At 39.6% G+C, this 22,273-nt stretch carries 26 protein-coding genes and 1 pseudogene; 15 read left to right on the top strand and 12 right to left on the bottom strand.

The genetic code is table 11. The features are described 5' to 3' along the window. From VJ786_RS06630 to purE, 7 genes and pseudogenes are all read left to right on the top strand, one after another. Nucleotides 1-538: pseudogene (locus VJ786_RS06630) on the top strand (transposase); the annotation flags it as partial. Nucleotides 539-822: 284 nt separating this feature from the next. After that, complete coding sequence (locus VJ786_RS06625) at nucleotides 823-1,662, top strand: AraC family transcriptional regulator (protein ID WP_099365935.1); 840 nt, start codon at nucleotides 823-825, stop codon at nucleotides 1,660-1,662. Between the two features lie 73 nt (nucleotides 1,663-1,735). Further along, complete coding sequence (gene ffh / locus VJ786_RS06620) at nucleotides 1,736-3,079, top strand: signal recognition particle protein (protein ID WP_099365934.1); 1,344 nt, start codon at nucleotides 1,736-1,738, stop codon at nucleotides 3,077-3,079. 41 nt (nucleotides 3,080-3,120) lie between these two features. Beyond that, nucleotides 3,121-3,708, top strand: a complete 588-nt coding sequence (locus tag VJ786_RS06615; protein ID WP_099365933.1) for an NADH-quinone oxidoreductase subunit A — start codon at nucleotides 3,121-3,123, stop codon at nucleotides 3,706-3,708. After that, a complete protein-coding gene (locus VJ786_RS06610; RefSeq protein WP_099365932.1) occupies nucleotides 3,705-4,217 on the top strand; it encodes an NADH-quinone oxidoreductase subunit B in 513 nt (170 codons plus the stop codon). Before VJ786_RS06615 ends, VJ786_RS06610 begins: the two co-directional genes overlap by 4 nt. Before the next feature lie 8 nt (nucleotides 4,218-4,225). Beyond that, complete coding sequence (locus VJ786_RS06605; RefSeq protein ID WP_099365931.1) at nucleotides 4,226-5,368, top strand: 5-(carboxyamino)imidazole ribonucleotide synthase; 1,143 nt, start codon at nucleotides 4,226-4,228, stop codon at nucleotides 5,366-5,368. A 16-nt stretch (nucleotides 5,369-5,384) separates the two neighbouring features. Beyond that, nucleotides 5,385-5,885: a 5-(carboxyamino)imidazole ribonucleotide mutase gene (gene purE, locus VJ786_RS06600; RefSeq protein ID WP_099365930.1), complete on the top strand. Its 501-nt coding sequence runs from the start codon at nucleotides 5,385-5,387 to the stop codon at nucleotides 5,883-5,885. Between the two features lie 292 nt (nucleotides 5,886-6,177). On the opposite strand, the gene VJ786_RS06595 is transcribed toward purE, so the two are convergent. From VJ786_RS06595 to bshA, 4 genes are all read right to left on the bottom strand, one after another. Next, nucleotides 6,178-7,173, bottom strand: coding sequence for a sugar phosphate isomerase/epimerase family protein (locus VJ786_RS06595; RefSeq protein ID WP_099365928.1), 996 nt, complete (start codon nucleotides 7,171-7,173; stop codon nucleotides 6,178-6,180). A 111-nt stretch (nucleotides 7,174-7,284) separates the two neighbouring features. Further along, complete coding sequence (gene frr, locus VJ786_RS06590) at nucleotides 7,285-7,848, bottom strand: ribosome recycling factor (RefSeq protein WP_099365927.1); 564 nt, start codon at nucleotides 7,846-7,848, stop codon at nucleotides 7,285-7,287. A 31-nt stretch (nucleotides 7,849-7,879) separates the two neighbouring features. Beyond that, nucleotides 7,880-8,584, bottom strand: a complete 705-nt coding sequence (gene pyrH, locus VJ786_RS06585) for a UMP kinase (protein ID WP_134777206.1) — start codon at nucleotides 8,582-8,584, stop codon at nucleotides 7,880-7,882. A 53-nt stretch (nucleotides 8,585-8,637) separates the two neighbouring features. Further along, entirely contained in the window at nucleotides 8,638-9,786 is a 1,149-nt protein-coding gene (bshA, locus tag VJ786_RS06580) for an N-acetyl-alpha-D-glucosaminyl L-malate synthase BshA (protein WP_099365925.1), read from the bottom strand. Between the two features lie 93 nt (nucleotides 9,787-9,879). Between bshA and arfB the strand changes: the two genes are divergently transcribed. The 7 genes from arfB (at nucleotide 9,880) to VJ786_RS06545 (ending at nucleotide 14,264) form a co-directional block, all read left to right on the top strand. Beyond that, on the top strand, nucleotides 9,880-10,290 hold the full coding sequence (gene arfB, locus VJ786_RS06575) for an alternative ribosome rescue aminoacyl-tRNA hydrolase ArfB (protein WP_099365924.1): 411 nt from the start codon (nucleotides 9,880-9,882) through the stop codon (nucleotides 10,288-10,290). 417 nt (nucleotides 10,291-10,707) lie between these two features. After that, nucleotides 10,708-11,079 carry a BlaI/MecI/CopY family transcriptional regulator gene (locus tag VJ786_RS06570; protein WP_099365923.1) on the top strand — a complete coding sequence of 124 codons (372 nt, stop codon included), beginning with the start codon at nucleotides 10,708-10,710 and terminating at the stop codon, nucleotides 11,077-11,079. A 16-nt stretch (nucleotides 11,080-11,095) separates the two neighbouring features. Then, nucleotides 11,096-12,469 carry a TonB family protein gene (locus VJ786_RS06565; protein ID WP_336557462.1) on the top strand — a complete coding sequence of 458 codons (1,374 nt, stop codon included), beginning with the start codon at nucleotides 11,096-11,098 and terminating at the stop codon, nucleotides 12,467-12,469. Then, nucleotides 12,469-13,290: a hypothetical protein gene (locus VJ786_RS06560; protein WP_099365921.1), complete on the top strand. Its 822-nt coding sequence runs from the start codon at nucleotides 12,469-12,471 to the stop codon at nucleotides 13,288-13,290. Before VJ786_RS06565 ends, VJ786_RS06560 begins: the two co-directional genes overlap by 1 nt. Nucleotides 13,291-13,384: 94 nt before the next feature. Further along, nucleotides 13,385-13,849, top strand: a complete 465-nt coding sequence (locus VJ786_RS06555; RefSeq protein WP_336557461.1) for an energy transducer TonB — start codon at nucleotides 13,385-13,387, stop codon at nucleotides 13,847-13,849. 7 nt (nucleotides 13,850-13,856) lie between these two features. After that, entirely contained in the window at nucleotides 13,857-14,093 is a 237-nt protein-coding gene (locus tag VJ786_RS06550) for a hypothetical protein (RefSeq protein WP_336557460.1), read from the top strand. A gap of 36 nt (nucleotides 14,094-14,129) precedes the next feature. Further along, nucleotides 14,130-14,264 (top strand): energy transducer TonB, encoded by a 135-nt coding sequence (locus VJ786_RS06545; protein WP_336557459.1) that lies wholly within the window; start codon nucleotides 14,130-14,132, stop codon nucleotides 14,262-14,264. Nucleotides 14,265-14,282: 18 nt separating this feature from the next. Here VJ786_RS06545 and VJ786_RS06540 read toward each other — a convergent pair whose 3' ends face one another. Both VJ786_RS06540 and VJ786_RS06535 read right to left on the bottom strand, forming a co-directional pair. Further along, nucleotides 14,283-14,561, bottom strand: coding sequence for a chaperone modulator CbpM (locus VJ786_RS06540; RefSeq protein WP_099365918.1), 279 nt, complete (start codon nucleotides 14,559-14,561; stop codon nucleotides 14,283-14,285). Between the two features lie 3 nt (nucleotides 14,562-14,564). Continuing rightward, nucleotides 14,565-15,497 (bottom strand): DnaJ C-terminal domain-containing protein, encoded by a 933-nt coding sequence (locus VJ786_RS06535; RefSeq protein ID WP_099365917.1) that lies wholly within the window; start codon nucleotides 15,495-15,497, stop codon nucleotides 14,565-14,567. A 150-nt stretch (nucleotides 15,498-15,647) separates the two neighbouring features. Between VJ786_RS06535 and VJ786_RS06530 the strand changes: the two genes are divergently transcribed. Continuing rightward, on the top strand, nucleotides 15,648-16,202 hold the full coding sequence (locus VJ786_RS06530) for a ferritin (RefSeq protein WP_099365916.1): 555 nt from the start codon (nucleotides 15,648-15,650) through the stop codon (nucleotides 16,200-16,202). Nucleotides 16,203-16,280: 78 nt separating this feature from the next. Here the strand turns inward: VJ786_RS06530 and VJ786_RS06525 are convergent, their stop codons facing one another. The 6 genes from VJ786_RS06525 to VJ786_RS06500 form a co-directional block, all read right to left on the bottom strand. Beyond that, complete coding sequence (locus VJ786_RS06525; protein ID WP_099365915.1) at nucleotides 16,281-17,732, bottom strand: S41 family peptidase; 1,452 nt, start codon at nucleotides 17,730-17,732, stop codon at nucleotides 16,281-16,283. Nucleotides 17,733-17,751: 19 nt separating this feature from the next. After that, the gene (locus VJ786_RS06520; RefSeq protein ID WP_099365914.1) at nucleotides 17,752-18,474 is read right to left on the bottom strand and encodes a hypothetical protein; all 723 of its coding nucleotides are present in this window, start codon (nucleotides 18,472-18,474) and stop codon (nucleotides 17,752-17,754) included. Nucleotides 18,475-18,552: 78 nt separating this feature from the next. Further along, entirely contained in the window at nucleotides 18,553-18,906 is a 354-nt protein-coding gene (locus tag VJ786_RS06515; protein ID WP_099365913.1) for a GntR family transcriptional regulator, read from the bottom strand. Continuing rightward, on the bottom strand, nucleotides 18,906-19,700 hold the full coding sequence (locus tag VJ786_RS06510) for a hypothetical protein (RefSeq protein ID WP_099365912.1): 795 nt from the start codon (nucleotides 19,698-19,700) through the stop codon (nucleotides 18,906-18,908). Before VJ786_RS06510 ends, VJ786_RS06515 begins: the two co-directional genes overlap by 1 nt. Then, entirely contained in the window at nucleotides 19,697-20,515 is an 819-nt protein-coding gene (locus VJ786_RS06505) for an ATP-binding cassette domain-containing protein (RefSeq protein WP_099365911.1), read from the bottom strand. The genes VJ786_RS06510 and VJ786_RS06505 overlap by 4 nt, the downstream gene beginning before the upstream one ends. 151 nt (nucleotides 20,516-20,666) lie before the next feature. Further along, a complete protein-coding gene (locus VJ786_RS06500) occupies nucleotides 20,667-22,262 on the bottom strand; it encodes a M28 family peptidase (RefSeq protein WP_336557458.1) in 1,596 nt (531 codons plus the stop codon). Nucleotides 22,263-22,273 lie beyond the last annotated feature (11 nt).

Here is a 22,273-nt window from a genome sequence, read left to right as displayed (position 1 = left end):
ATATGGTAGCGAGCAGAACTACGAGCTGATGGAAGGACAGGGTATAACCGCTTTTGTGAAGTACAATTACTTCCATATGGAACAGAAGCGCAAGCATAAACAGGATCCTTTCTCGGTACAGAACCTATATTACAACCAGCAGGATGACTATTATGTATGTCCGGCCGGACAGAAGCTCAGCTTTATCGGTCATGCAACCAGAGTCAGTGCCAACGGATACACTGCCCGGGTCAGCTGTTACCAGGCTCGGCGATGCGAAGGCTGCCCGATGCGCAGTGGGTGCCATAAAGCTAAAGGCGATCGGCTCATTGAAGTAAACCATAGACTCAATCAGCTCAAGGATAAAGCCCGGGAAAGACTGCTATCGGAAGAGGGAATGTACCATCGAAGCAAGCGACCCATAGAAGTGGAAGCTGTTTTCGGTCAGATGAAAAGCAACAACAGGTTTACCCGGTTCACAATGAAAGGACTGGATAAAGTCGCTGTGGAGTTCGGATTGATGGCCATTGCCCATAACCTCAGAAAATGGGCAAAAAAGTGGAAAGACAAAGCTTTTATCGGTAAACCAGGTGGCAAAAACTCCCTATTTGCGATAAATCAAGCCGTCAACATGCTGAAAAGTACAAAACATCGACTTGCAGCCTAATATTGCTCATGAAATTATAATGGAGCTCCAGAAAGCTATAAAACAGAAGAAGGTGCCTTTTTAGACACCTTCTTTTTTATTTATTAAGAAAATATTTCATTTATTTGGGAATTTTTACCTATTTTGAGGCCTAACCTAATGAAGAACTTAGATATTGAAAGATATCATTTAATGCTATGGAATTTGATTTTAAAGAAGTTTCAGGCAATTCACTGGGAGAATTATTTTCAGTGAATACCTGGAATTGTGCGATTTTAAAAGTCGTGATGATTTTTGAGCACGGAGGGAAAATAGATATTCATGGAGAAGAGATTGAGTTTAAGCCCTACAGTTTGGTATTTATACCCAAAGATATACAGCTAAGGGCGGTAGCGGGAGAACCCAGGCCGTTTTTCCTCCTTTATTTTTCAGAATCTTTTTTTGACCGAATGGTCATGGATTTTCAACCCCTACAACAATCACATATTTTCAGCGGTGAAAATCTTTTTTACCGAACGGTCATCATTCCAGAAAAATATAGTGGCTATAATGAATTCATGGCTTTCCATATGGAACTTGCGAAACAACACAGCAATGAACTTATTTATAAGGAATTTGGTTTGACCCTGATCAAGCAGGTCCTGTTGACCGGAAATATTTATTTGGACGATTTTGTAGTGGTGGAAAGGAAAGGTCGGATGGAAGAGATCGAATTGTCGAATAAGTTCCGTTGCCTGATCAGTAAGCACGTGCATCAGGAGAAAAAAATACCTTTCTATACAGAACAGTTGGGTGTAAGCCAAAGAAAGCTGACTTCTGTAACCAAGAAAGTGTTCGGCAAGACTCCGAAAGAACTCATTAGCATCGGTATGCTGAAAATAAGTAAACACCTTTTAGTCAATAGTACCAAAAGTATAAAAGAAATCGCTAGAGAGCTTCAATTTGAAGATGAGAACAATTTCAGTGCTTGTTTTTCAAAACTGTGCGGTGAGAGCCCAAAAACGTACCGAAAAAGGTGGTCAAAAGAAGTCCAGTAAAAAGTAGATTTTCGCTAATTAACAAGTAATTATTAACTTTGTGGTTTAGCAAGAATTTTCAAGAGATTATAAGATGTTTTCAAATCTACAGGATAAATTAGACAGAGCCTTTAAAGTATTAAAAGGGCAGGGGAATATTACGGAAATCAACGTCGCTGAGACGATGAAGGAAATTCGCAAGGCATTGTTGGATGCCGATGTGAATTACAAAACAGCCAAGACCTTTACCGATGATGTAAAACAAAAAGCCTTAGGGCAGAATGTACTGACCAGTATTTCGCCAGGTCAATTATTGACCAAGATCATGAACGACGAATTAACGGAGTTGATGGGTGGAACGGTTACTGAATTGGAACTTGGCAAAAACCCAACTGTAATTTTGATCGCTGGTTTGAACGGTGCCGGTAAAACGACCTTCTCGGGTAAGTTGGCCAATTTCTTGAAAGCATCTAAAGGTAAAAAACCATTATTGGTAGCAGGCGACGTTTACCGTCCGGCTGCGATTGACCAATTGGAAGTTTTGGGTTCGCAGGTAGGTGTTCCGGTTTATACCGATAGAACGTCTACTGATCCTATTGCCATTGCCGTTGCGGGTGTGGAAGAAGCCAAAAGAAACGGAAACAATGTAGTCATTATCGATACAGCTGGTCGTTTGGCCATCGATGAACCATTGATGCAGGAGATTACCGCGGTGAAAGAAGCGACCAAGCCTCAAGAGATCTTGTTCGTGGTGGATTCCATGACTGGACAGGATGCCGTGAATACCGCGAAAACCTTCAACGACCGTCTGGATTTTACCGGGGTCGTATTGACCAAATTAGATGGTGATACCCGTGGTGGTGCTGCTCTTTCCATTAAATCGGTGGTAAACAAACCGATCAAGTTTATTGGTACCGGCGAGAAGATGGAGGCATTGGATGTCTTCCACCCTGATCGTATGGCATCCCGTATTTTGGGTATGGGTGACGTGGTATCCTTGGTTGAGCGTGCGCAACAGCAATTTGACGAAAAACAAGCGGCGGAGCTACAGAAGAAAATCCGCAAAAATAAATTCGATTTCAACGATTTCAAATCCCAGATCCAACAGATCAAGAAAATGGGTAATATGAAGGATTTGATGGGTATGATTCCAGGAGTTGGAAAGGCCATCAAAGATGTGGAAATCGATGATAACGCGTTCAAGCCTATTGAAGCGATCATTGATTCCATGACCCCATTTGAGCGTGAGAACCCGGATGCGATCGATCAACGTCGTAGAAATCGTATTGCAAAAGGTTCAGGTACAAATCTGGATGAAGTGAACAAGTTGATGAAGCAATTTTCGGATATGCGTAAGGTCATGAAGCAGATGTCCAATCCAGGAATGGCTGCGAAAATGATGCGTAATATGCCTAAAATGCCTGGTAAACCTTTTTAATAGAAGAAGGGAAGCATTGAAATAATTGTTAATTTTGTAATATGGACGAACCCAGTCAGATATCAGAATACGGTAAGATACTTTTAATGGCTATCATTGGTATCTTATTGGTTGCTGGGACCATGTTATTAGCTAAATTCCTTTCTCCAAAAAATCCGAATCCCATCAAATTGAGCACCTATGAGTGCGGTGAAGAATCCAAGGGGACTTCCTGGGTACAATTTAATCCCAGGTTTTATGTCATTGCCTTGGTTTTTTTATTGTTTGATGTGGAGCTGTTGTTTATATTTCCTTGGGCAACCGTTTTCGGGAATGCAGATTTTATTGCTGCTGATTCCCGTTGGGGTTGGTTTACCTTGATTGAAATGGGGATCTTCCTAGCCATCCTGGTTGTAGGCTTGATCTATGTTTGGAAAAGTGGGGATATCAGTTGGATAAAACCCACCCATCAGAAACCTACGGTTTCGGTCGGTATTCCACCCTCAGCCTATGATCAATTGAATGCAACAACCTATGCTGTCCGAGATTTTAAAGAGAAGGAAATAGAAGAGGTACTTGCCGAAAAGGCAGCTGCTCCGGTAAAATTGGGATTTAAGCCGAAATTTAAGAAACCAAATTCCGAATCATGAGCCTAGATCAACGTTTGCAGCAAAATAATGGGGTGATCATCGCCAAGATGGACGATCTGCTGAATTGGGCAAGGTTGTCATCGATGTGGCCAATTAGTTTTGGTATTGCCTGCTGTGCAATCGAAATGATGGGCGCCATGGCTGCCACTTACGATCTGGATCGATTAGGGGTATTCCCGAGGCCTTCACCTAGGCAGTCGGATGTGATGATCATTGCTGGAACGGTGACTTTTAAGATGGCCGACCGGATCAAGAAATTATACGAACAGATGCCCGATCCGAAATATGTGATTTCGATGGGTTCCTGTTCCAACTGTGGTGGACCTTATTGGCAACACGGTTATCATGTGGTAAAAGGAGTGGATAAGATCATTCCGGTGGATGTGTATGTGCAGGGATGTCCTCCTAGGCCAGAAGCATTGATCGGAGCGTTCCTGGAATTACAGAAAATAATAGAAAAACAGTCTTTACTGCAGGGGGATATATTTCCCACAACAGTAGAGCAATAGCATACAATATGGCAAAAGATTTTTATGGTGACCTTCGATTAGGGATCCTAGGCGGTGGTCAATTGGGCAGGATGTTGATCCAAGAAGCTATCAATTATAATGTGAATATCCATGTGTTGGATCCTGATCCGAATGCGCCCTGCAAGAAACTATGTAATCAGTTTGAAGTAGGGTCACTATCGGATTATGATACCGTTTATAATTTCGGTAAGGATCTGGATATGATCACGATTGAAATTGAGAAGGTAAATGTGGATGCACTGGAGGCTTTGGAGGAAGAGGGTGTTATTGTGTACCCACAATCCCGCGTGATTCGGTTGATTCAGGATAAAGGGTTGCAAAAGCAATTTTTTAAACAGAATGATATTCCAACTTCAGCTTTTCAGTTTGTTTCCAACAGGGAAGGGCTAGGTAATTGCCATATTCAACTGCCCTATATCCAAAAAATGAGAAAAGATGGATACGATGGTAAAGGGGTTAAAAAAATATCAACAGCGGCTGATTTTGAGCATGCTTTTGATGAACCAAGCATCGTAGAGGAACTGGTGAATTTTGAGAAGGAGATAGCGGTTATTGTAGCCAGAAACGATCGTGGGGAAATGAGTACTTTTCCGATGGTGGAAATGGAATTCAATCCGCAGGCAAATCTGGTGGAGTTCTTGATTGCACCGTCTACCTATTCCTTCGATATCCAATCAAAAGCAGAAAGCATTGCCAAGAAGATTGCAAATGATCTTCAGATCGTGGGTTTGTTGGCCGTAGAGATGTTCCTAACAGCAGATGGGGATATATTGGTGAATGAATTGGCTCCAAGGCCGCATAACAGTGGTCATCAGACCATTGAAGGCAATTATACTTCGCAATTCGGGCAGCATCTACGTGCGATTTTCAATCTTCCATTAGGAAATACGGAATCACGTAGCAATGCGATCATGATCAATCTGTTGGGTGAGGATGGGTATGAGGGACTGGCGAGATACGAGGGTCTGGAAGAAGCATTGGCGATGGATGGTGTATATGTGCATTTGTATGGAAAGAAATATACCAAGCCGTTCCGTAAAATGGGTCATGTTACGATCGTGAATCCGGATAGATCCTTAGCGATTGAGAATGCTCGAAAAATACAATCTTTAATTAAAGTTATAGCATAAAACAGAATATAGTAAGATGGAAAATCCAAAAGTAAGTGTCATCATGGGAAGTAAATCAGATCTTCCGGTTATGCAGGATGCTATTGAAGTTTTAAAATATTTAGGTGTTGAATGTGAAGTGACCATCGTTTCGGCACACCGTACGCCAAAGCGTATGTTCGATTTTGCAGAACAGGCTGCTGTGAGAGGGATTAAAGTGATTATTGCTGGAGCTGGGGGTGCTGCGCACCTGCCAGGGATGGTGGCTTCGATTACGACCTTGCCGGTGATTGGTGTTCCTGTGAAGTCGTCTAATTCTATTGATGGATGGGATTCGGTGTTGTCTATTCTGCAGATGCCAAATGGGATTCCGGTGGCTACGGTTGCTTTAAATGCAGCAAAGAATGCTGGGATTTTGGCCGCGCAGATATTGGCTACGGCAGATGATAAGTTGGTCGCTGCGGTGCAGGGGTTTAAGGATGAGTTGAGGGAGAAGGTGGAAGAGACCGCGGAAGAAGTGGAGAGATTAAGGTTTTAGGTGCTGGGGGTTAGGCCTTGGGCTTTAGCGTCATTGCGAGGAGGTACGACGAAGCAATCTTTGGACTTTGTCCTCCTGAGCGTAGTATTTGTCTTCCTGATTGTAGTTTTTGTCATCCTGAGCGAAGTCGAAGGATCTGTACGTATACAACCGAACAGATGCTTCGACTTCGCTCAGCATGACATGCGGGAAGATTGCTTCGTTCCTCGCAATGACGGGCTCCTCGCAATGACGGGTGTAAAGATTGCTTCGTTCCTCGCAATGACGAGAGAAATGCAATTTCTCCTAATCCTTATTTAAAATTCTTCTGCATATAATCAAAGCTTTTCTTAATACTCGCATATTTATCCGCAGAATAAATCTCATCCTGCTCCACATACGCATACTTCAATCCGCTTTCATTCGCAAAAGTAGCCATATTAATATAATTAATACTTCCAGTACCTACCTCCGTATACTTAGTCGTCCGAGTTATCTCATCCAAATTGATCGTATCCCTTTTTCCAGTCTTTGGATCCAACTTATTCTGATCCAAAGGAACAGAATTCGCTCTATCCATATCCTTGACATGCCATTGTGAAAACCTACCTGGATACTTATCAAAATACGTCTGCGGGCTTTCTCCCGCCTTATTGATCCAGAATAGATCCAGCTCAAAACTCACCAGATCAGGTTCTGTAAATGCCAATAGGATATCCAATCCCTTCGTTCCATTTCCAAATTCCTTAAATTCCCAGAAATGGTTATGGTATCCCATTTTAATCCCAGCCTTCTTCGACATTTCCCCAGCCTTGTTCAATTGTTCCGCCATATATTGATAACTGGCCACATCCAATTGGTTCAACTTATGCATAGGAGGAACGGGAACTACAATGAATTCCTGGCCTAGATTATGGGCAACTTCAATATATTTCTCCAGGTTTTCCTTATCCGTAATATCCTTGTCCAAATATTTCTGAAGATCATAATGCCCGGAATGTGTCTTCAAGTCATTATCGTTCAGGAATTTTTTGAGCTGATCCGTACTGATGCCCCAGTGGTTCCCATTACTTGGATCTGCCCCAAAAGTTTCTACATGTTTATACCCAATCTTGGCGATATTCTTCAAAGTTTCTTCGGGGTTCTGTGCGAGCAGATCCCTAACAGTGAACAATTGTAATCCGATATTGTGGAGTGGCGAATCAGAGCCTGGTTTTGCGTTATCACAGGATAAAAATTGGGGTGCAATTAATCCACCTGCGATACCTAAGCCTGCTAGCCTAAGGAAGTTTCTTCTTGATTGTAACATAGTGTTTTTAATCTGTTAATTGAATATAGCCAAAATATTTAGAAATAGTAACGAAAAAAAAAGGATTCTAAGTATAGAATCCTTTCATATGTGTTCGAAATTTGATCTGACTTATACCGTCATGATATCTTTTTCTTTCAATTCAGCTAATTGATCAACTTTAGCGATATATGCATCCGTTAATTTTTGAACTTCAGCTTCACCAGTTTTGATCTCATCTTCCGATGCACCGTCGTTCTTCAATTTCTTGATTGCTTCGTTCGCATCCTTACGGATATTACGGATAGAAACACGACCTTTTTCTGTTTCTTCTTTTGCTTTTTTCACTAGATCGCGACGGCGTTCCTCAGTCAAAGGAGGTACAGCCAATCGGATGATTGAACCATCGTTTTGAGGGTTCAAACCAATATTAGAATCCATGATTGCTTTTTCGATCACAGATAACATGGGTTTTTCCCAAGGTTGGATCACGATTGTTCTTGCATCAGGTGTATTTACATTGGCTACCTGCGCCAAAGGCGTAGAAGTACCATAGTAATCCACATAAATTCCATCAAGCATACCTGGGCTTGCTTTTCCCGCACGGATCTTCGTTAATTCAGTCTCCGTATGAGCAACAGCCTTTGTCATGCTTTCTTTGCATTCGTCCAGTTGAAGTGATATAAATTCGTTCATATCTTGATTGTATATTATCGTTATTATTCAGTTAACTAACTACGGTTCCAACATGTTCGCCATTGGCCAATTTCAATAGGTTTCCTGGTTTGTTCATGTCGAAAACAATGATAGGTAGGTTGTTTTCTTGGCATAGGGTAAATGCCGTCATATCCATTACGTTCAGCCCTTTTTCATATACATCCGTGAAAGAGATATGATCGAATTTCTTCGCATTAGGATCTTTTTCTGGATCGGCAGTATAGATACCATCTACACGTGTTCCTTTCAATACGGCATCGGCATTGATTTCGATAGCACGTAAAGAAGCAGCGGTATCCGTTGTGAAATAAGGGTTACCGGTTCCGGCACCAAAGATCACGATACGACCTTTTTCCAAGTGGCGAACAGCGCGTCTGCGGATAAAAGGTTCGCAGATCTGTTCCATTTTGATGGCGGTCAATAAGCGGGTTTTCATCCCTGCTTTTTCCAATGCGTCCTGTAAAGCCATGGAGTTGATCACGGTGGCCAACATACCCATATAATCCGCTTGTACACGGTCCATTCCAGCTTTTTCAGCACTCAATCCACGGTAGATATTTCCACCGCCAATTACGATTGCGATTTCCATGCCTAAAGCATGAAGTTCCTGAATGTCGTTTGCGTATTGTTGAACACGATTAATGTCAATTCCGTAGCTTTGTTCACCCATCAAAGCTTCACCACTGAGTTTAAGGAGGATACGTTTGTATTTCATATTTGATTTTTGGAAGATTTCCAAAAGCCAAAGATATGACTTTTTGCTTGCGATTAGTTAGATTTATTCTCTTTTTTTACCTTTTCGATCACCTCTTCATAAAATTTCTCATATCGTGGAACGATTTTGCTGAGTTCAAATTCCTTCGCTCGGGTCAATGCATTCTCCTTAAATTGGTTCAGCACCTCGCAATCTTTCAAGATATGGATGGCATTTTTTGCCATATCATCCACATCGCCCACATCGCTCAGGTATCCGCTGAATCCTTGCACGTTCAGTTCTGGAAGACCTCCTGTATTGGAGGAAATCACAGGCACTTTACAAGCCATGGCTTCAAGGGCAGCAAGACCGAAACTCTCTGATCCTGATGGCATAATGAACAGATCGGCAATGGAAAGGATCTCCTCGATGGCATCCTGCTTACCTAAGAAACGGATACAGTCGGTTATGCCCAATTCGCGAGCCTGCTCTTCGGCATTTCGACGCTCCGGACCATCTCCAACCATTAAAAGTTTACTTGGAACTTCCTGGATGATTTTATGGAAGATCTTGACCACATCGTCTACCCGTTTTACCTTACGGAAGTTGGAGGTGTGAACAATAATCCGTTCATGGTTAGGCGCGATAGCCTTTTTGAAGTGCTCATGGTTTTTATTGTGGAATCTATGAAGATCAATAAAATTAGGGATGACTTCAATATGATTGCTGATATCGAAATAGCTTAGGGTCTGTTCTTTAAGGCTATCGGAAACTGTGGTAACCCCATCGGATTTGTTGATCGAGAAGGTAACTACCGGGCTAAAACTTTTGTCCTTACCCACTAGGGTAATGTCTGTTCCGTGTAAGGTAGTGACTACCGGGATGTTGATGCCGTAGGTTGCCAAGATCTGTTTGGCCAAAAAGGCTACAGAGGCATGTGGGATAGCATAGTGCACATGTAAGAGGTCTAAGTTTTCAAACCGGACCACATCTACCAGCTTACTGGCCAGTGCGGTTTCGTAAGGAGGGAAATCAAATAAAGGGTATTGGTTGATCGCCACTTCATGGTAATATAAGTTTTCGGAGAAGAAATCCAATCGTGCAGGTTGGGAATAGGTGATGAAATGTACCTGATGTCCGTTATTAGCCAATGCTTTACCGAGTTCAGTTGCCACTACACCGCTTCCCCCAAAGGTCGGATAGCATACGATTCCTATTTTCATACGTTTATGTTTGTTGGTTTAAAGATAAGGATGCTTTATTAATTGTAGTGCAAAATTTTTATCAGTTTAATATTTATGCTAATTTTATTACAAATGAACTATAATCCAGAAGCGTTATTGAATGAATTGTCCTTTAGAACTTCCAGATCTGGGGGTAAAGGGGGACAGAATGTGAACAAAGTTTCGTCCAAGGTTACTTTGATATGGAATGTTACGGAGTCAAAGGTTTTTGATGAGCAGGAGAAGGGGATTATTCTGGAAAAATTGGCGAATAGGATCAATAAGGATGGGGAGCTTTTGATGGATTCTTCGGAGGATAGGAGCCAGTTGAGGAATAAGGATATTGTGGTTGAAAGGTTTTTGAAGGTGATGGAAGAGGCGGTGAAGGTGGAGAAGAAAAGAATTAAGACCAAGATTCCGAAGAGTGTGGTGTTGGAAAGGCTGGATCGGAAAAAGAAGCAAGGTGCTAAGAAATCGGACCGGAACTGGCGGTATAATCCGTAGGATTATGGAGTGGCGTCATTGCGAGGAGGCACGACGAAGCAATCTTTGGACTTTTTTATCATCCAGAGCGGTCCATGTCATCCTGAGCCGTCCATGTCATCCTGAGCCGTCCATGTCATCCTGAGCGGAGTCGAAGGATCTCTACGGGTACCAAATTTAGATGCTTCGACTACGCTCAGCATGACATGCGGAAAGATTGCTTCGTGCCTCGCAATGACGTGGGAAAGACACCTCGCAATGACGAAAGATTGCTTCGTGCCTCGCAATGACGATAAAAAAATAATTCCTTGAAAATCAACTAATTAAACCAAATTAACAAATAAAAACTAAAAAATTAGTTGATAAACTAAAAACTTAGTTATACCTTAGTACTATAATCGATTATAGGCAATATTGTCTTTTTTAATAAACACAAGTATGGACGAATTAAAAGAACTTACTAAAGCCGAGGAGCAGATCATGCACGTGCTATGGGAATTTGAAGGTGGATTTGTAAAAGATGTCATCGACCAATTACCCGCTCCAAAGCCAGCATATAATACGGTATCAACCATCATCAGGATCCTCGAGACCAAGGGTTTCGTGGGCCATGAATCCTTTGGGAAAAGCCATCGGTATTTCCCATTGATTCAAAAAGAAGAGTATAAGAAGTTAATTACAGGAAAACTCCTGCAGGGATATTTTGAAAACTCCGCGAGCAGCATGTTGTCTTTTTTCTTGGAAGATAAGAAACTGGATGTTCAAGAGTTGGATGATATCCTAAAACTGATTCAAAAACATAAGTCATAAACCTTATTTGATTGCCATGAACTATATTTTGCTTGTCAATATTTCCCTGGTATTATTTTATCTATTATATAGATACGGTTTAAAAAGGTTGACCTTTTTGAAATGGAATAGATTCTATATCCTATTGGGATTGATTTCTTCCATGCTGATGCCCATTGGATTATATATTTCCTATGAGGTTCCTCAGGCAATGGTCATCCAAATACCGGAACTAATTATCCAGGCCGGAATAGAAAATGTACAACCTGCAGCATCACCTTTGCAGGAAGAAAAGCAGGAATGGAGCATTTCACAGATTGCTATGATCATCTACGGCTTAGGCATCGTATTAGGCATAGGAAGGTTGGTCTACCAATTTTTTCTAGTCAACCGACGAATCGCCAATCCAGCAGAAAATGAGAGTTTCTCCTTTTTTGGAACCATCAGTATGGGCGAAAAGGTAAAGGATAACAGTTTGATGAACAAACATGAAGAAATCCATGTTAAACAGGGTCATTCCTATGACCTCATGCTAATGGATATCATCTGTATCCTCAATTGGTTCAACCCGGTTGTTTACCTATTCCGGAAGGAGATGAAACTGCTACATGAATATTTGGTGGATAGCAATTTTGGCGATTCCAAAGTAAAATACGCGGAGCTTTTGTTGGCTTATGCCTTGAACACGAATCAGTATGCGTTGAGTTATGAGTTTTCCAATAAATCATTACTAAAAGAAAGAATTACCATGTTATTTAAAGAAAAAACGAAGAAAAACAGAATAATGATCTATTTCAGTGTATTACCGATTTTAGCGTTACTAATGGGTTTAACACAAGGCTTTAAGACATTAGATCAAGAAGAAGTTATTCAGCCCTTATTGGAAAAAACCGTGATGGAATCAAGCCAGGTTGGAAGGAATGAAGTTGAGGCAAATGAAGTTGGGTCAACCAAATTGGTTGCAAATGCACAAGTACTAACTGAGCAGGAATCCAATAAGGAATCATCTACTCCAATAGAAACAGGATCTATCAATCAGGCACAAGAAAAAGCTGCTTTAGACACCATAAAGCCTCAAAATAAAAAAGTGGTGGCTTTTGATCAAGTGGATTCACCTGCGGAATATCCTGGTGGACTAATGGCTTTTAGAAAAGAAGTACAGGAAAAAATTGTTTTTCCACAAAGCGCCATAGATGCTGGATTGAAAGGAACGGTACAAATTTCCTTTGTAATTGATGTTAATGGCAATTTGACTGATATCAAAGTGGACAAATCGTTATCACCGGATTTAGATCAAGCAGTTCTCAAAGCCTTAGAAAATACGCAAACTTGGATTCCTGCTAAGGCAAAAAATGAGAATGTACCAGTAAAATTTTCATTTCCTGTCAGAATGGATCTTTCTATTCAATAATGAAATTAAGGTTTCTTTACATCCTTTTTTTCATCCTCTTTGTTTCCTGTTCTGGGCCAAGGTTTATTAAAGAAGGGCATTTCTTTAGTGATATCGACCGCTATTTCAACCCTAAGGAAGAAATCAATGTTTGGTTATATTATAATTTTAAACATCGGGAGCAGGGACAATCAGGATTACGCCTCCAATCACTTTATCCCACAGATGAGGAATTGTTGAATAAGGCCAATCTCTTGAAAAGAGGGAACCGTATTTTATTTAGTGTGGTGCCCGAGATTCATCCATTTTATAATATGATCGCTGTTCAGCATCGTCGGGCTCTAAAAAACTTAAAGCAGTTTGAAAAGCAGGAATATCAAGGCGTAACCTACTATCAAAGAGATATCGCTCACGAAAAGTTTAAGATTCGGGAAGTGTACATAGAAGTTCCGAATAAAGATCCTTTGAGTTTTTTAGGTTATGTAAGCCATGCGGAAGACAGAAAAAACCCTTTGGCGTTATTTGATTACTTGGCAAAGATTAATGGTTTTGCTCTAAACAAAGAAAAGGACTATAAAATGGCCTGGCGTAGCCAAGGGATTTCCGATAGCCGATCTACTGCGATAAAAGCAACTATTCCATTGGAGCTTTTGAAAAAAGAGAAACAGCTTTTCCTAAAGGTATTTGAAAAGATAAATGATGATCAAGTCATTGCTTATTTTCAACTGCTGCAACATGGTGATCCTGCAGAAATAAGTTTAAAATTGGAACCAGGCACCTATTTTCTCGAATACCTGGATAAGAACTTAGCGTTTCAGAAAAGGGATACAATTTCCCATTAATTTTTAAAGCCCAAGAATATAGTTTAATCTAAGAATGTTGATTAATATTTAACTTTATTTGTATTTTTACAAAACCAAGTGAAAATCAATTATTATGAGGTTACCAATTATTCTTTCCAGTTTTGCACTTTTTGTTGTAAGTCAACTTCTTTTCGTGAATTTATCGTTTTCTCAGGAGGTATTACCAACACAAACCGCTAAACAGGATACGGTATATGATAGCACCTCATTGGAGAATTTTGGAAGAGAGGGTGTTGTTGCTGCAGAACCATTAAAAGGAATGACCAATTTTAGGAAAATGATTTTGAACAATTATCGATTGCCTGCTTCAGCTATTACCAATGGTGTAAAGGGCGCTGTAATCTGTTCATTTGTGATCACAAAGGAGGGAAAACTAACTGATGTTAAAATAGTTCAACATTTAGGCCATGGAACAGGCGAAGAATTAAGGCGTGTAATAAGGAGTTCTTCGAAGAAATATCTCTGGAAGCCAGGAACAGTTGATGGTCAACCAAAATCCATTCGATACAATATTCCATTTACCATATCTACTAATTAGGAACATTATGGACAAATTAAAGTATCTGACCTTCTTATTGGTGACTTTGATAGGTACAAGCGCTTATGCACAAGATAAAGCACCAGAACTTTCTCGGAAGGTGGACAAAATAGACCAAGTTCCTGAAGCAGAATTTGGCTTGAACGCTTTTCGCCATCAAGTGGCCAGTCTCTTTGTACCTACTCAAGAAGCCATTAAAGCAAAGGCAAGTGGCACCTTGTTGGCTACTTTCGTTATCTCTTAAACTGGAGAACTGACCGATATCGAAATTGTAAAGGACATGGGCTACGGTATGGGGGAGGAATACAAACGTGTATTAAAGGAAATTGCGAAAAAAAGCAAATGGAAGCCAGGTGTGCATAATAATGAAAAAGTGGCAGTAAAATACGCACTTCCTTTACGATTTGCATTGTAACTTTCCGATTTGGCTAACTTATTTTCTCCCTGATTTGATCTCCCGGATTTCCTGCTGTAGGGATTCGATGCGGTCGATCAGGTTTTGCACCACCTCTATTCCCTGTACATTGATCTCCAGTTCATAATGCCATGTGGAAAATCTTTCCAAAACAATGATCTGTTCCTCTTCTATATATTCCTGTTCTTCTTGGTAAATAATCTCTATCAATCCATTGTTATGAAGTTCCTGGATAAAATCCTGTTCGATATTGTTGGATCGGCAGATATCGATTACCTTAAATAATGTCTTTTCCATAGTCTACTTCATTGAATCTGCTAATTGTTGAACAATTTTCTTTTGTTCCTCTGTTAAATTTTTGGGAAGTTTCACGTGGATTTCTGCATAGAGATCGCCATGTTCATCTTCCTTTTTATAGATCGGGAATCCTTTTCCCTTCAATCTGATCTTGCTGCCGTTCTGTGTTTCGGGTTTGATCTTCACGTTGATTTTTCCGCTAAGTGTTTCGACTAAGCTATCTCCTCCCAAAAGGGCAGTAGGTAGGTCGATGTCGATATGGGTATAGAGGTCATTCCCTTTGCGCTGGAATCTCGGATCTGGTTTAATATGGAACGTGATATATAGATCGCCTTTCGGTCCGCCGTTTACACCTTCTGCACCCTGACCTTTCAATCTGATCTTTTGGCCATCTTCCACTCCTGCAGGAATAGTGATACGGATGTTCTTTCCATTTACGGTAAAGGTTTGCTTGTGGGATTGGGACGCCTGAAGGAGGGTTAATTCCAAAGATGTCTCATAATCTTGTCCCCTGTAGCTTCCTCTTCTGCCCGAACTCCGACCTCCGGAAAAGCGGGAACCGAATAATTCTTCAAAAAAGTCGGAATATTCGCCGGTATCATAATTTCCGGAATAGTTGAAGTCAAAACCTTCAAAAGGATTTCCCCCTGCACCCTGTCGTGCTCCTTGTTGCTGACGGTACTGTTGCTGGGCTTTTTCATATTCTTCGCCATGCTTCCAATTTTCACCGTATTGATCGTATTTCTTTCGCTTCTCAGGATCGGTCAATACTTCATTGGCTTCATTGATCTCCTGGAATCTTTTTTTTGCATCTTCATCGTTTGGATTTAGATCGGGGTGGAATTTTCTTGCCAGCTTGCGGTAAGCTTTTTTGATGTCATCCTGGCTCGCCGATTTATCTAAACCGAGTACTTTATAATAGTCTAAAAACGCCATTTTATAATTTGATTTAAAAATAGAACAAGTGGAAGAGGGGTTTTGTTTATCCTCCCTCTACCCAAATGTACGACCTGAAATCGGGAAAGCAAAGATGATTATCCCAAAACAATGTGCGTTGCCAAGTGTTGATTAATAAAAAGAAATAAGATGAATACGAATAGACTTTCAAAGGCGATGGAATCGTCGCTAATCAAACAGATGACGAAGGAGAATCAGGCTTCACAGATTTACTTGGCATTAGGAATCTGGGCGGATACACAAGGATATGGTGGTGTTTCTAATTTTTTGTTCCGCCATGCACAAGAAGAACGTAATCACATGATCAAGATCATGATGTACATATTGGAAAGAGGAGGGACTCCGAAGGTGGAGGCTGTTGAGGCGCCTAAGACAATGCCAAAGAGCATGACGGAATGCTTCAATATGGTGCTTCAACATGAAATAGATAATACCAATGCTATTTATAACCTGGTGAACCAATCAATGGATGAAAAGGATTGGGCGACATGGAATTTTGCACAGTGGTTTGTGAAGGAGCAGATTGAAGAAGAGAAATTAGCACTTCAGTTGATCGATAAACTGAAGATTGCAGGTGGAGATCGTGCGACCGATGAATCGTTGTTTGCGTTGGATAAATTCTTGGAAAGTGCACCGGATGAGGTGACCTTGGCCAGGGAATCAACTGCGGATAATCCTGAATAAAGGAACTTCCGATGCCCACAGAAATTTGACCGTTTCTGTGGGCATTGGTTCATATAGCTCTTTTTTTGCTAACTTAAATTATTCTAGGATCCATTTTATTGCTTGGTTTAAGGTTTCTTGAGGATCTTGGGATTTTGTTAATATATCGGGAATGATTTGCCCTTTATAGACCTTTCCCAATCTGTCTTTTACTACCGCACTTGCTAAATTAAGCGCTCCACCATTAGATAGTGGAAAGAACTGATTAGCTGTTGTTAGTCCTGCTGTGTTTTCACCAATCAACTTTACATTTGGCATACCTATAAAAGAAATAGCGGTCATCTCCCCACTACTTGCTGTTTTAATACTGGTAAGAACAGCAATTTTATTTACCTTAAATCTTTTAGGCATAATTTTTAATGTTATTCTTCCAAATTTTCCAGCTGATGAATAGAGTGGTTGCTCCCCTTGATTTGTTTTAAATGTTATAATATTTCCATCTGCAATAAGCGCATTTAGACCAGCAATCATAGGATGCATATTTCCGCCCGAATTGGTTCTTAAATCAATGACCCATCCCTTTGGATTTTGTTGTTGTAGGGACAGAACAAGATCATTTAGGTGGTCGGCAAATGCTTGCTGACTTTCAGGAAAGGTAGACCCAAATCGAGGCACATTGACATAGGCAATTCTTTCATCGAGCATTTTTCCTGAGGGTAATTCAAGAGGAGACCTAGTTTTATTTTCTTCTATGGGTTTGCTGGTATATGCAATATATGCTTCCGGACTATAGTATTTGCTATGAAAATCCTTTGCCTTTCTCAAATGATTTAAATAGAAATTTACAACTTGTTGTGCGCCATTTTCTAGTGTTAAACCAGCTAATGCTGCAGGTGTTTGGGCGATGATATCTTTCCAAATTAAGCTATCATTAACAATGCTCATTTGTTGGATCTTTGATTTGATTTCTTCACTAAATTCAAGGATTTCCTTAGCAGGTGGAGTATTAATCCAATCTGTTTTTACTTCATCTATAAATAGATTTCCAAGTCCACCCATATTAACAAAAAGAATCATAGATTTGACCTCTGGTTGAACCAAAATGGAGAAGTTAACATCTTGCCATTCACCTGATTTGGAAGGATCAACAACTATTCGGCTTCCCTCTCCTCCAATTCTTTTTTTATTTTCATCAAAAAACTGAATAAAAAAATTAGCCACTAGCTGCTTGCTATCCGTTTTTATTTTAGAGGAAACTTGAAGCTTTGTTAATTTACTGATTTCAATCGAAAAAATATTGGAAGCCATTAACTTGGCTTTTACTTCCTTTTTGTTAAAATGTAGGCTGTGTTTACCTTGATGTTTATCGGAAGTGGTAATTCTTAGGATATTATTTAAAGTATCTTGATTATTCAAATACCATCCTTGTGGTTTTCCGTCAGAATTAAAACTTTCAAAATTACCATTTATGATTTGGGCGTGGGAGATACTTAGACCAAAAAGAAATAGTATGATAATTTTAAGGAGTTTGATAATAATATGAGCTATCATGTCACTTGAGATTTAAATATTAATGCTTATTATAGTAATCTAAGTTTCCACCTAATCCGATCTGATTGACCACCTTGCTCTTTTTTAATCCCCTGATATGGCTGAGTCCTGATAATTGGGCATCTAAACTATCTATTTTACTGACATTGGATACATCAATCAATGAATTTTCGATGTTTGCATTCAATCGATGGATATTATATCCTTGGAAGCTTAGCTTTGATTCGTCTTTGAGATTCACATTTAACGTGGATACAATTTTTATGGGATCTCTATAATATTCATGAAATGCAATAGTTGAATTTTTCGATATGGTGAAACTTTCAATGGAGGTCGTTACTGTATCTCTACTGCTGTATTCCACCTGACCATTAAGATTATTTAATAGGAGTGATTTTATTTTTTGTGCAGAGAGGCTAATTACTATCTTCTTGATCTTACTGCCTTGTAAATTCAGGATTAATTGCCTGTTTTTTATTTGATGATCAACCTCCATTAAATAATAGGGAGACATACATTCTAATCGTGCCTTTTCATCATCTTCGTTAATTTCCAATAACACCAAATCCTTGTCGCCGTTGCCATTTATCACGATATCATCAATATCATCAAGTGAAATAGGGTCTGCGGTTACATCATGGCTAAAATGGAGCATGAATTTGGATATAGGATCTTTGGTAACCGGATCTGCCTTCAAGTCTTTGGAAGAGAGGATAGGATCAATACGGAGTAAACCACTCAAGGGTGCTAGTAGAAAAAATCCTGAACATAAAATTAATAGTGTTATGAGGATAAATATATTGGTATTTTTCATGATTGCTTAATTATCGTTATATAGTTGGATTAATTCTTCTCTACTGATGCCTAACAGTTTTGCCATTTGAAAAAAGTTTGGGGCTTCATGTAGAAGGAAATTTGATCGCCTAGCGTGTAGAATCCTATCTTTCGCATCCAAGGAAACAAAGAACCCTAAACCTCTTTTATTATAGATGATTTCATCTTGTTGGAGTTTATCATATGATCTCATAACCGTGTTCGGATTCACTTCGATCAAAGCTCCCAATTCGCGTACAGAAGGGATCTTTTCGTCCAATTTCCATTCATCCTTTAGGATTTTTTCCATCACCAAATCAATTATTTGAATATATATGGGTTTTTCATTGGAGAATTTCATCAGTGTACCTCCTTTTCTTTTAGAAGATAGTAAAAGCTTATGTATGCGAAGATGGCTGCAATACTTCCCAATACAAACGGATAAGCTTTTACATAGGTTTCATTATTGATGTATTGTGAATGTGCTCCTGACCATAATTTATCCATTGCGAGGTCTGAAAAGAAAATATAAGCAATGATGATAAAGGTGGATTTTATCCTGCTATATTTTCGGAAATATAGGATACTTACCAGATAAATGGGTAGAAATAGGAAGAAAATAAAGCTATATTTTAATACATCTAAGTTTATATTGGCATTATATAGAATACTATTATCTGGGATTTCTGTGTACAGATAACCTAATTTATCATAGCCTTCCTTTGCTAAATCCAGGTAATTGAATTGTAAATAAAGCTGAACAACAAAATTGCAGAGCAAAATCAAAATCAAATTGAGTAAGAAAACGAAGCTACAAAAGATCACAATTCCAAAAAATCTGTCTATAGTTTTTAATGGAAGAGTAAATTCAACCGGATTGTAGATGTTTTTTTGAAGAATAATAAGATTAAGGAAGGGTAAAAGAACAGCTAGAAAAGGCGCACTATTAAAATAGGTCCGCTCTGCAAGCTGTACCGCAGTAATATAATTCTTTGCAGTATCAAAACCATTTTTTTCTGATAGTATACTTAAGGTATTGTGGTTGCTAAAATAGAATAATATGCCAAAGCCAATCAAAGCAACCAGTATAATTGAGGTTAAGATGGATTTGTTCCCTTTGAAGATGAGTAAGGCGTAATTTAAAGCTGCTTTCATTTCACTGTAGTTTTTGAAGTATTAATAAATGCATTGAATAAAAATTCAATGTCCATGTTGGAGGTTGCCTCCGTCCTATTGACAATCAGGTATTTATTTCCGATAACCTCTTCAGTTTGAAAGATAATCTCATCTCCAGGAGTGATTTCTGAAGTAATGGCATATTGATCGTTGATGTCGGATAGGCTTTTATCTAAAATTAATTCACCATGATGAAGGATCAAGAGGTGATCGAGCAGCTGATCGATATCTCGGATTTGATGGCTGGCAATGACCACTGTTTTTTCAGGAGTGAGGCTATTGGCCAATAGCCTTCTGAATATAGTTTTGGATGGGATATCTAATCCATTGGTCGGTTCATCCATCAACAGAACGGCCGTATTACAGGCTAATCCAAATGCCAGATGTACTTTTTTACCTTGACCTAAGGAGAGACTGCTTAGGTGACTATTAGGATCAATTTGAAATTCCTGTAAATAGTTTTCAAATTCGGTATAATTAAAATTGCTGTAAAAATTACCGTACATCCTACCGAAATCATGGACATACAAATAAGGCAGATTGGTCGTGTCTCCCAAATAAAATACCTGGTCGAAGTATTTCCCTGAACGTTCCTTGCTATTTATCCCTCTGAATTTAATATCACCTTCTTTGGGGAGAAGAAGACCTTCCATCAATTTGATCAGGGTGGTTTTTCCTTCTCCGTTCAACCCCAATAATCCGTAGATAGTTCCAGGTTGGAGATTTAAAGAGATATTTTTTATTATTTTTCTTTTTTTGGTATACCCATAGGATACCGAATTGACGGTTAACATAGGCTTATTGTTTTAGTGTATTAGTATGTTAGTACACTACAAATATAAGCTAGGATTTTTAATTTCCAAGAATTATTTAAAAAAAAGCTGTCCTGGAGATTTTCATTCCAGGACAGCTCAAAAAGCCTTTAAGGCTAAATTATCTTATATTTTATCTTCCGCTAGCAGGAGGAGGGGTTTTATCAACCACTAATTTTTTATCGCGGTTAGCGATTTCCCATGCCGTATGGAACACTAATTTCTCGCGTTTTGCCATCATAGGGAAGTTGATTTTATCTACCGTATCGTTCGGCGTATGGTAATCTGGATGTAATCCGGAGAAATAGAAAATCACTGGAATATTGTGTTTAGCCAAATTGTATTGGTCTGAACGGTAATAGATGCGCATAGGATCCTTTGGATCATCGTACATATAATCCAATTCCATCTGTGTGAAATCCTGGTTTGCTTTCTCATTGATCGCTTTCAATTCGGAGCTCAACATTTCTGATCCGATGGCATGGATATAATTATGGTTTCCTTCCAAATGTTTATTGTCGATACGGCCGATCATGTCCATATTCAAACAGGCTACCGTATTTGCTAATGGGAAAACTGGGTTCTGGGAATAGAAATCGGATCCAAGAAGGCCTTTTTCTTCCGCTGCAAAAGCCATGAACAAGATGGTTCTACGAGGACCTCTACCTGCTTTTTTTGCAGCTGCAAAAGCTTTCGCAACCTCCATCACACCTACCGTTCCAGAACCATTATCATCAGCTCCTGGAAAGAAAGTGCCATCTGGCAATACACCATCATGATCATAGTGACCGGAGATGATCAATACTTCATCCTTAAGGTCAGTTCCCTCGATAACACCTAGTACATTTGGATCGAATAGATTTTCTTTTTTAGAACCCATGCTCGCATTCAAGGATGCTTTCAGGACCGAAGAATTAGGTTTTTTTGTCGAGCTAACAGTTTGCTTGAATTTACTAATCGATGTATTGTTTGCAGCCAATATCTGGTTAGCAGTTGCTTCTGTAATATTTACTACTGGAGCTGCGGTGCTGTTATTTGTAGTTTCTTTATCTGATGATTTCAACCTGTAACTTCCGCTGGTCATTCTTGATCCAAAACGTTTGATCATTTCCGCTGCTTGAGAGTTAGCGGACAAGATCAAGGCTGGGTTTTGTTTCATGACTTCTTGAAGTCTTTTAGAACGACTGGTCGACCAATCCGATAAGGTGGAAGTTCCAGTGATCAATGAGTTTCCGGAGGCATCCATAGGTTCGCCTTCGTTGATGACCAAAACTACTTTACCAGCTAGATTCTGTCCAGCATAGTCACTATAAGATGGCGTATTAATTCCATATCCAACGAATACAATCTCTGAAGCATTGAAGTTTCTGAAAGCATTGGATCCTGTTACATAAAAATCTTTGGCATTGACCAAGGTTTGGTTGTTCAGGTTGAACTGCTCCACCACATATGAAGATTTAACAAGGTTCACAGGCTGATAATAAGAACCATTTACAGCTGGTTTTAAACCTAGTTCCTGGAATACCTTGGCGATGTATTCTACGGTCTTTTTACCACCTTCTTGCCCAGTTCCACGACCGGCAAATTCTTTCGAAGCAAGAATGGTAAGATGTGACTTTGCAGATTCTTCGGTTAAAAGGTCTGCATACTTCTTTTGAAGGGTATGTTGATTGACCGAACAGCTGAACAGCGTAGGGATCAACAAGGATACAAAAAAGAACTTTTTCATATGGTTTTATA

Source organism: Sphingobacterium tenebrionis (assembly GCF_037126265.1).
GTDB lineage: Bacteria > Bacteroidota > Bacteroidia > Sphingobacteriales > Sphingobacteriaceae > Sphingobacterium > Sphingobacterium tenebrionis.
Note: the sequence above shows the minus strand (reverse complement) of the source record. Positions and strands in the feature narration are given on the sequence as shown.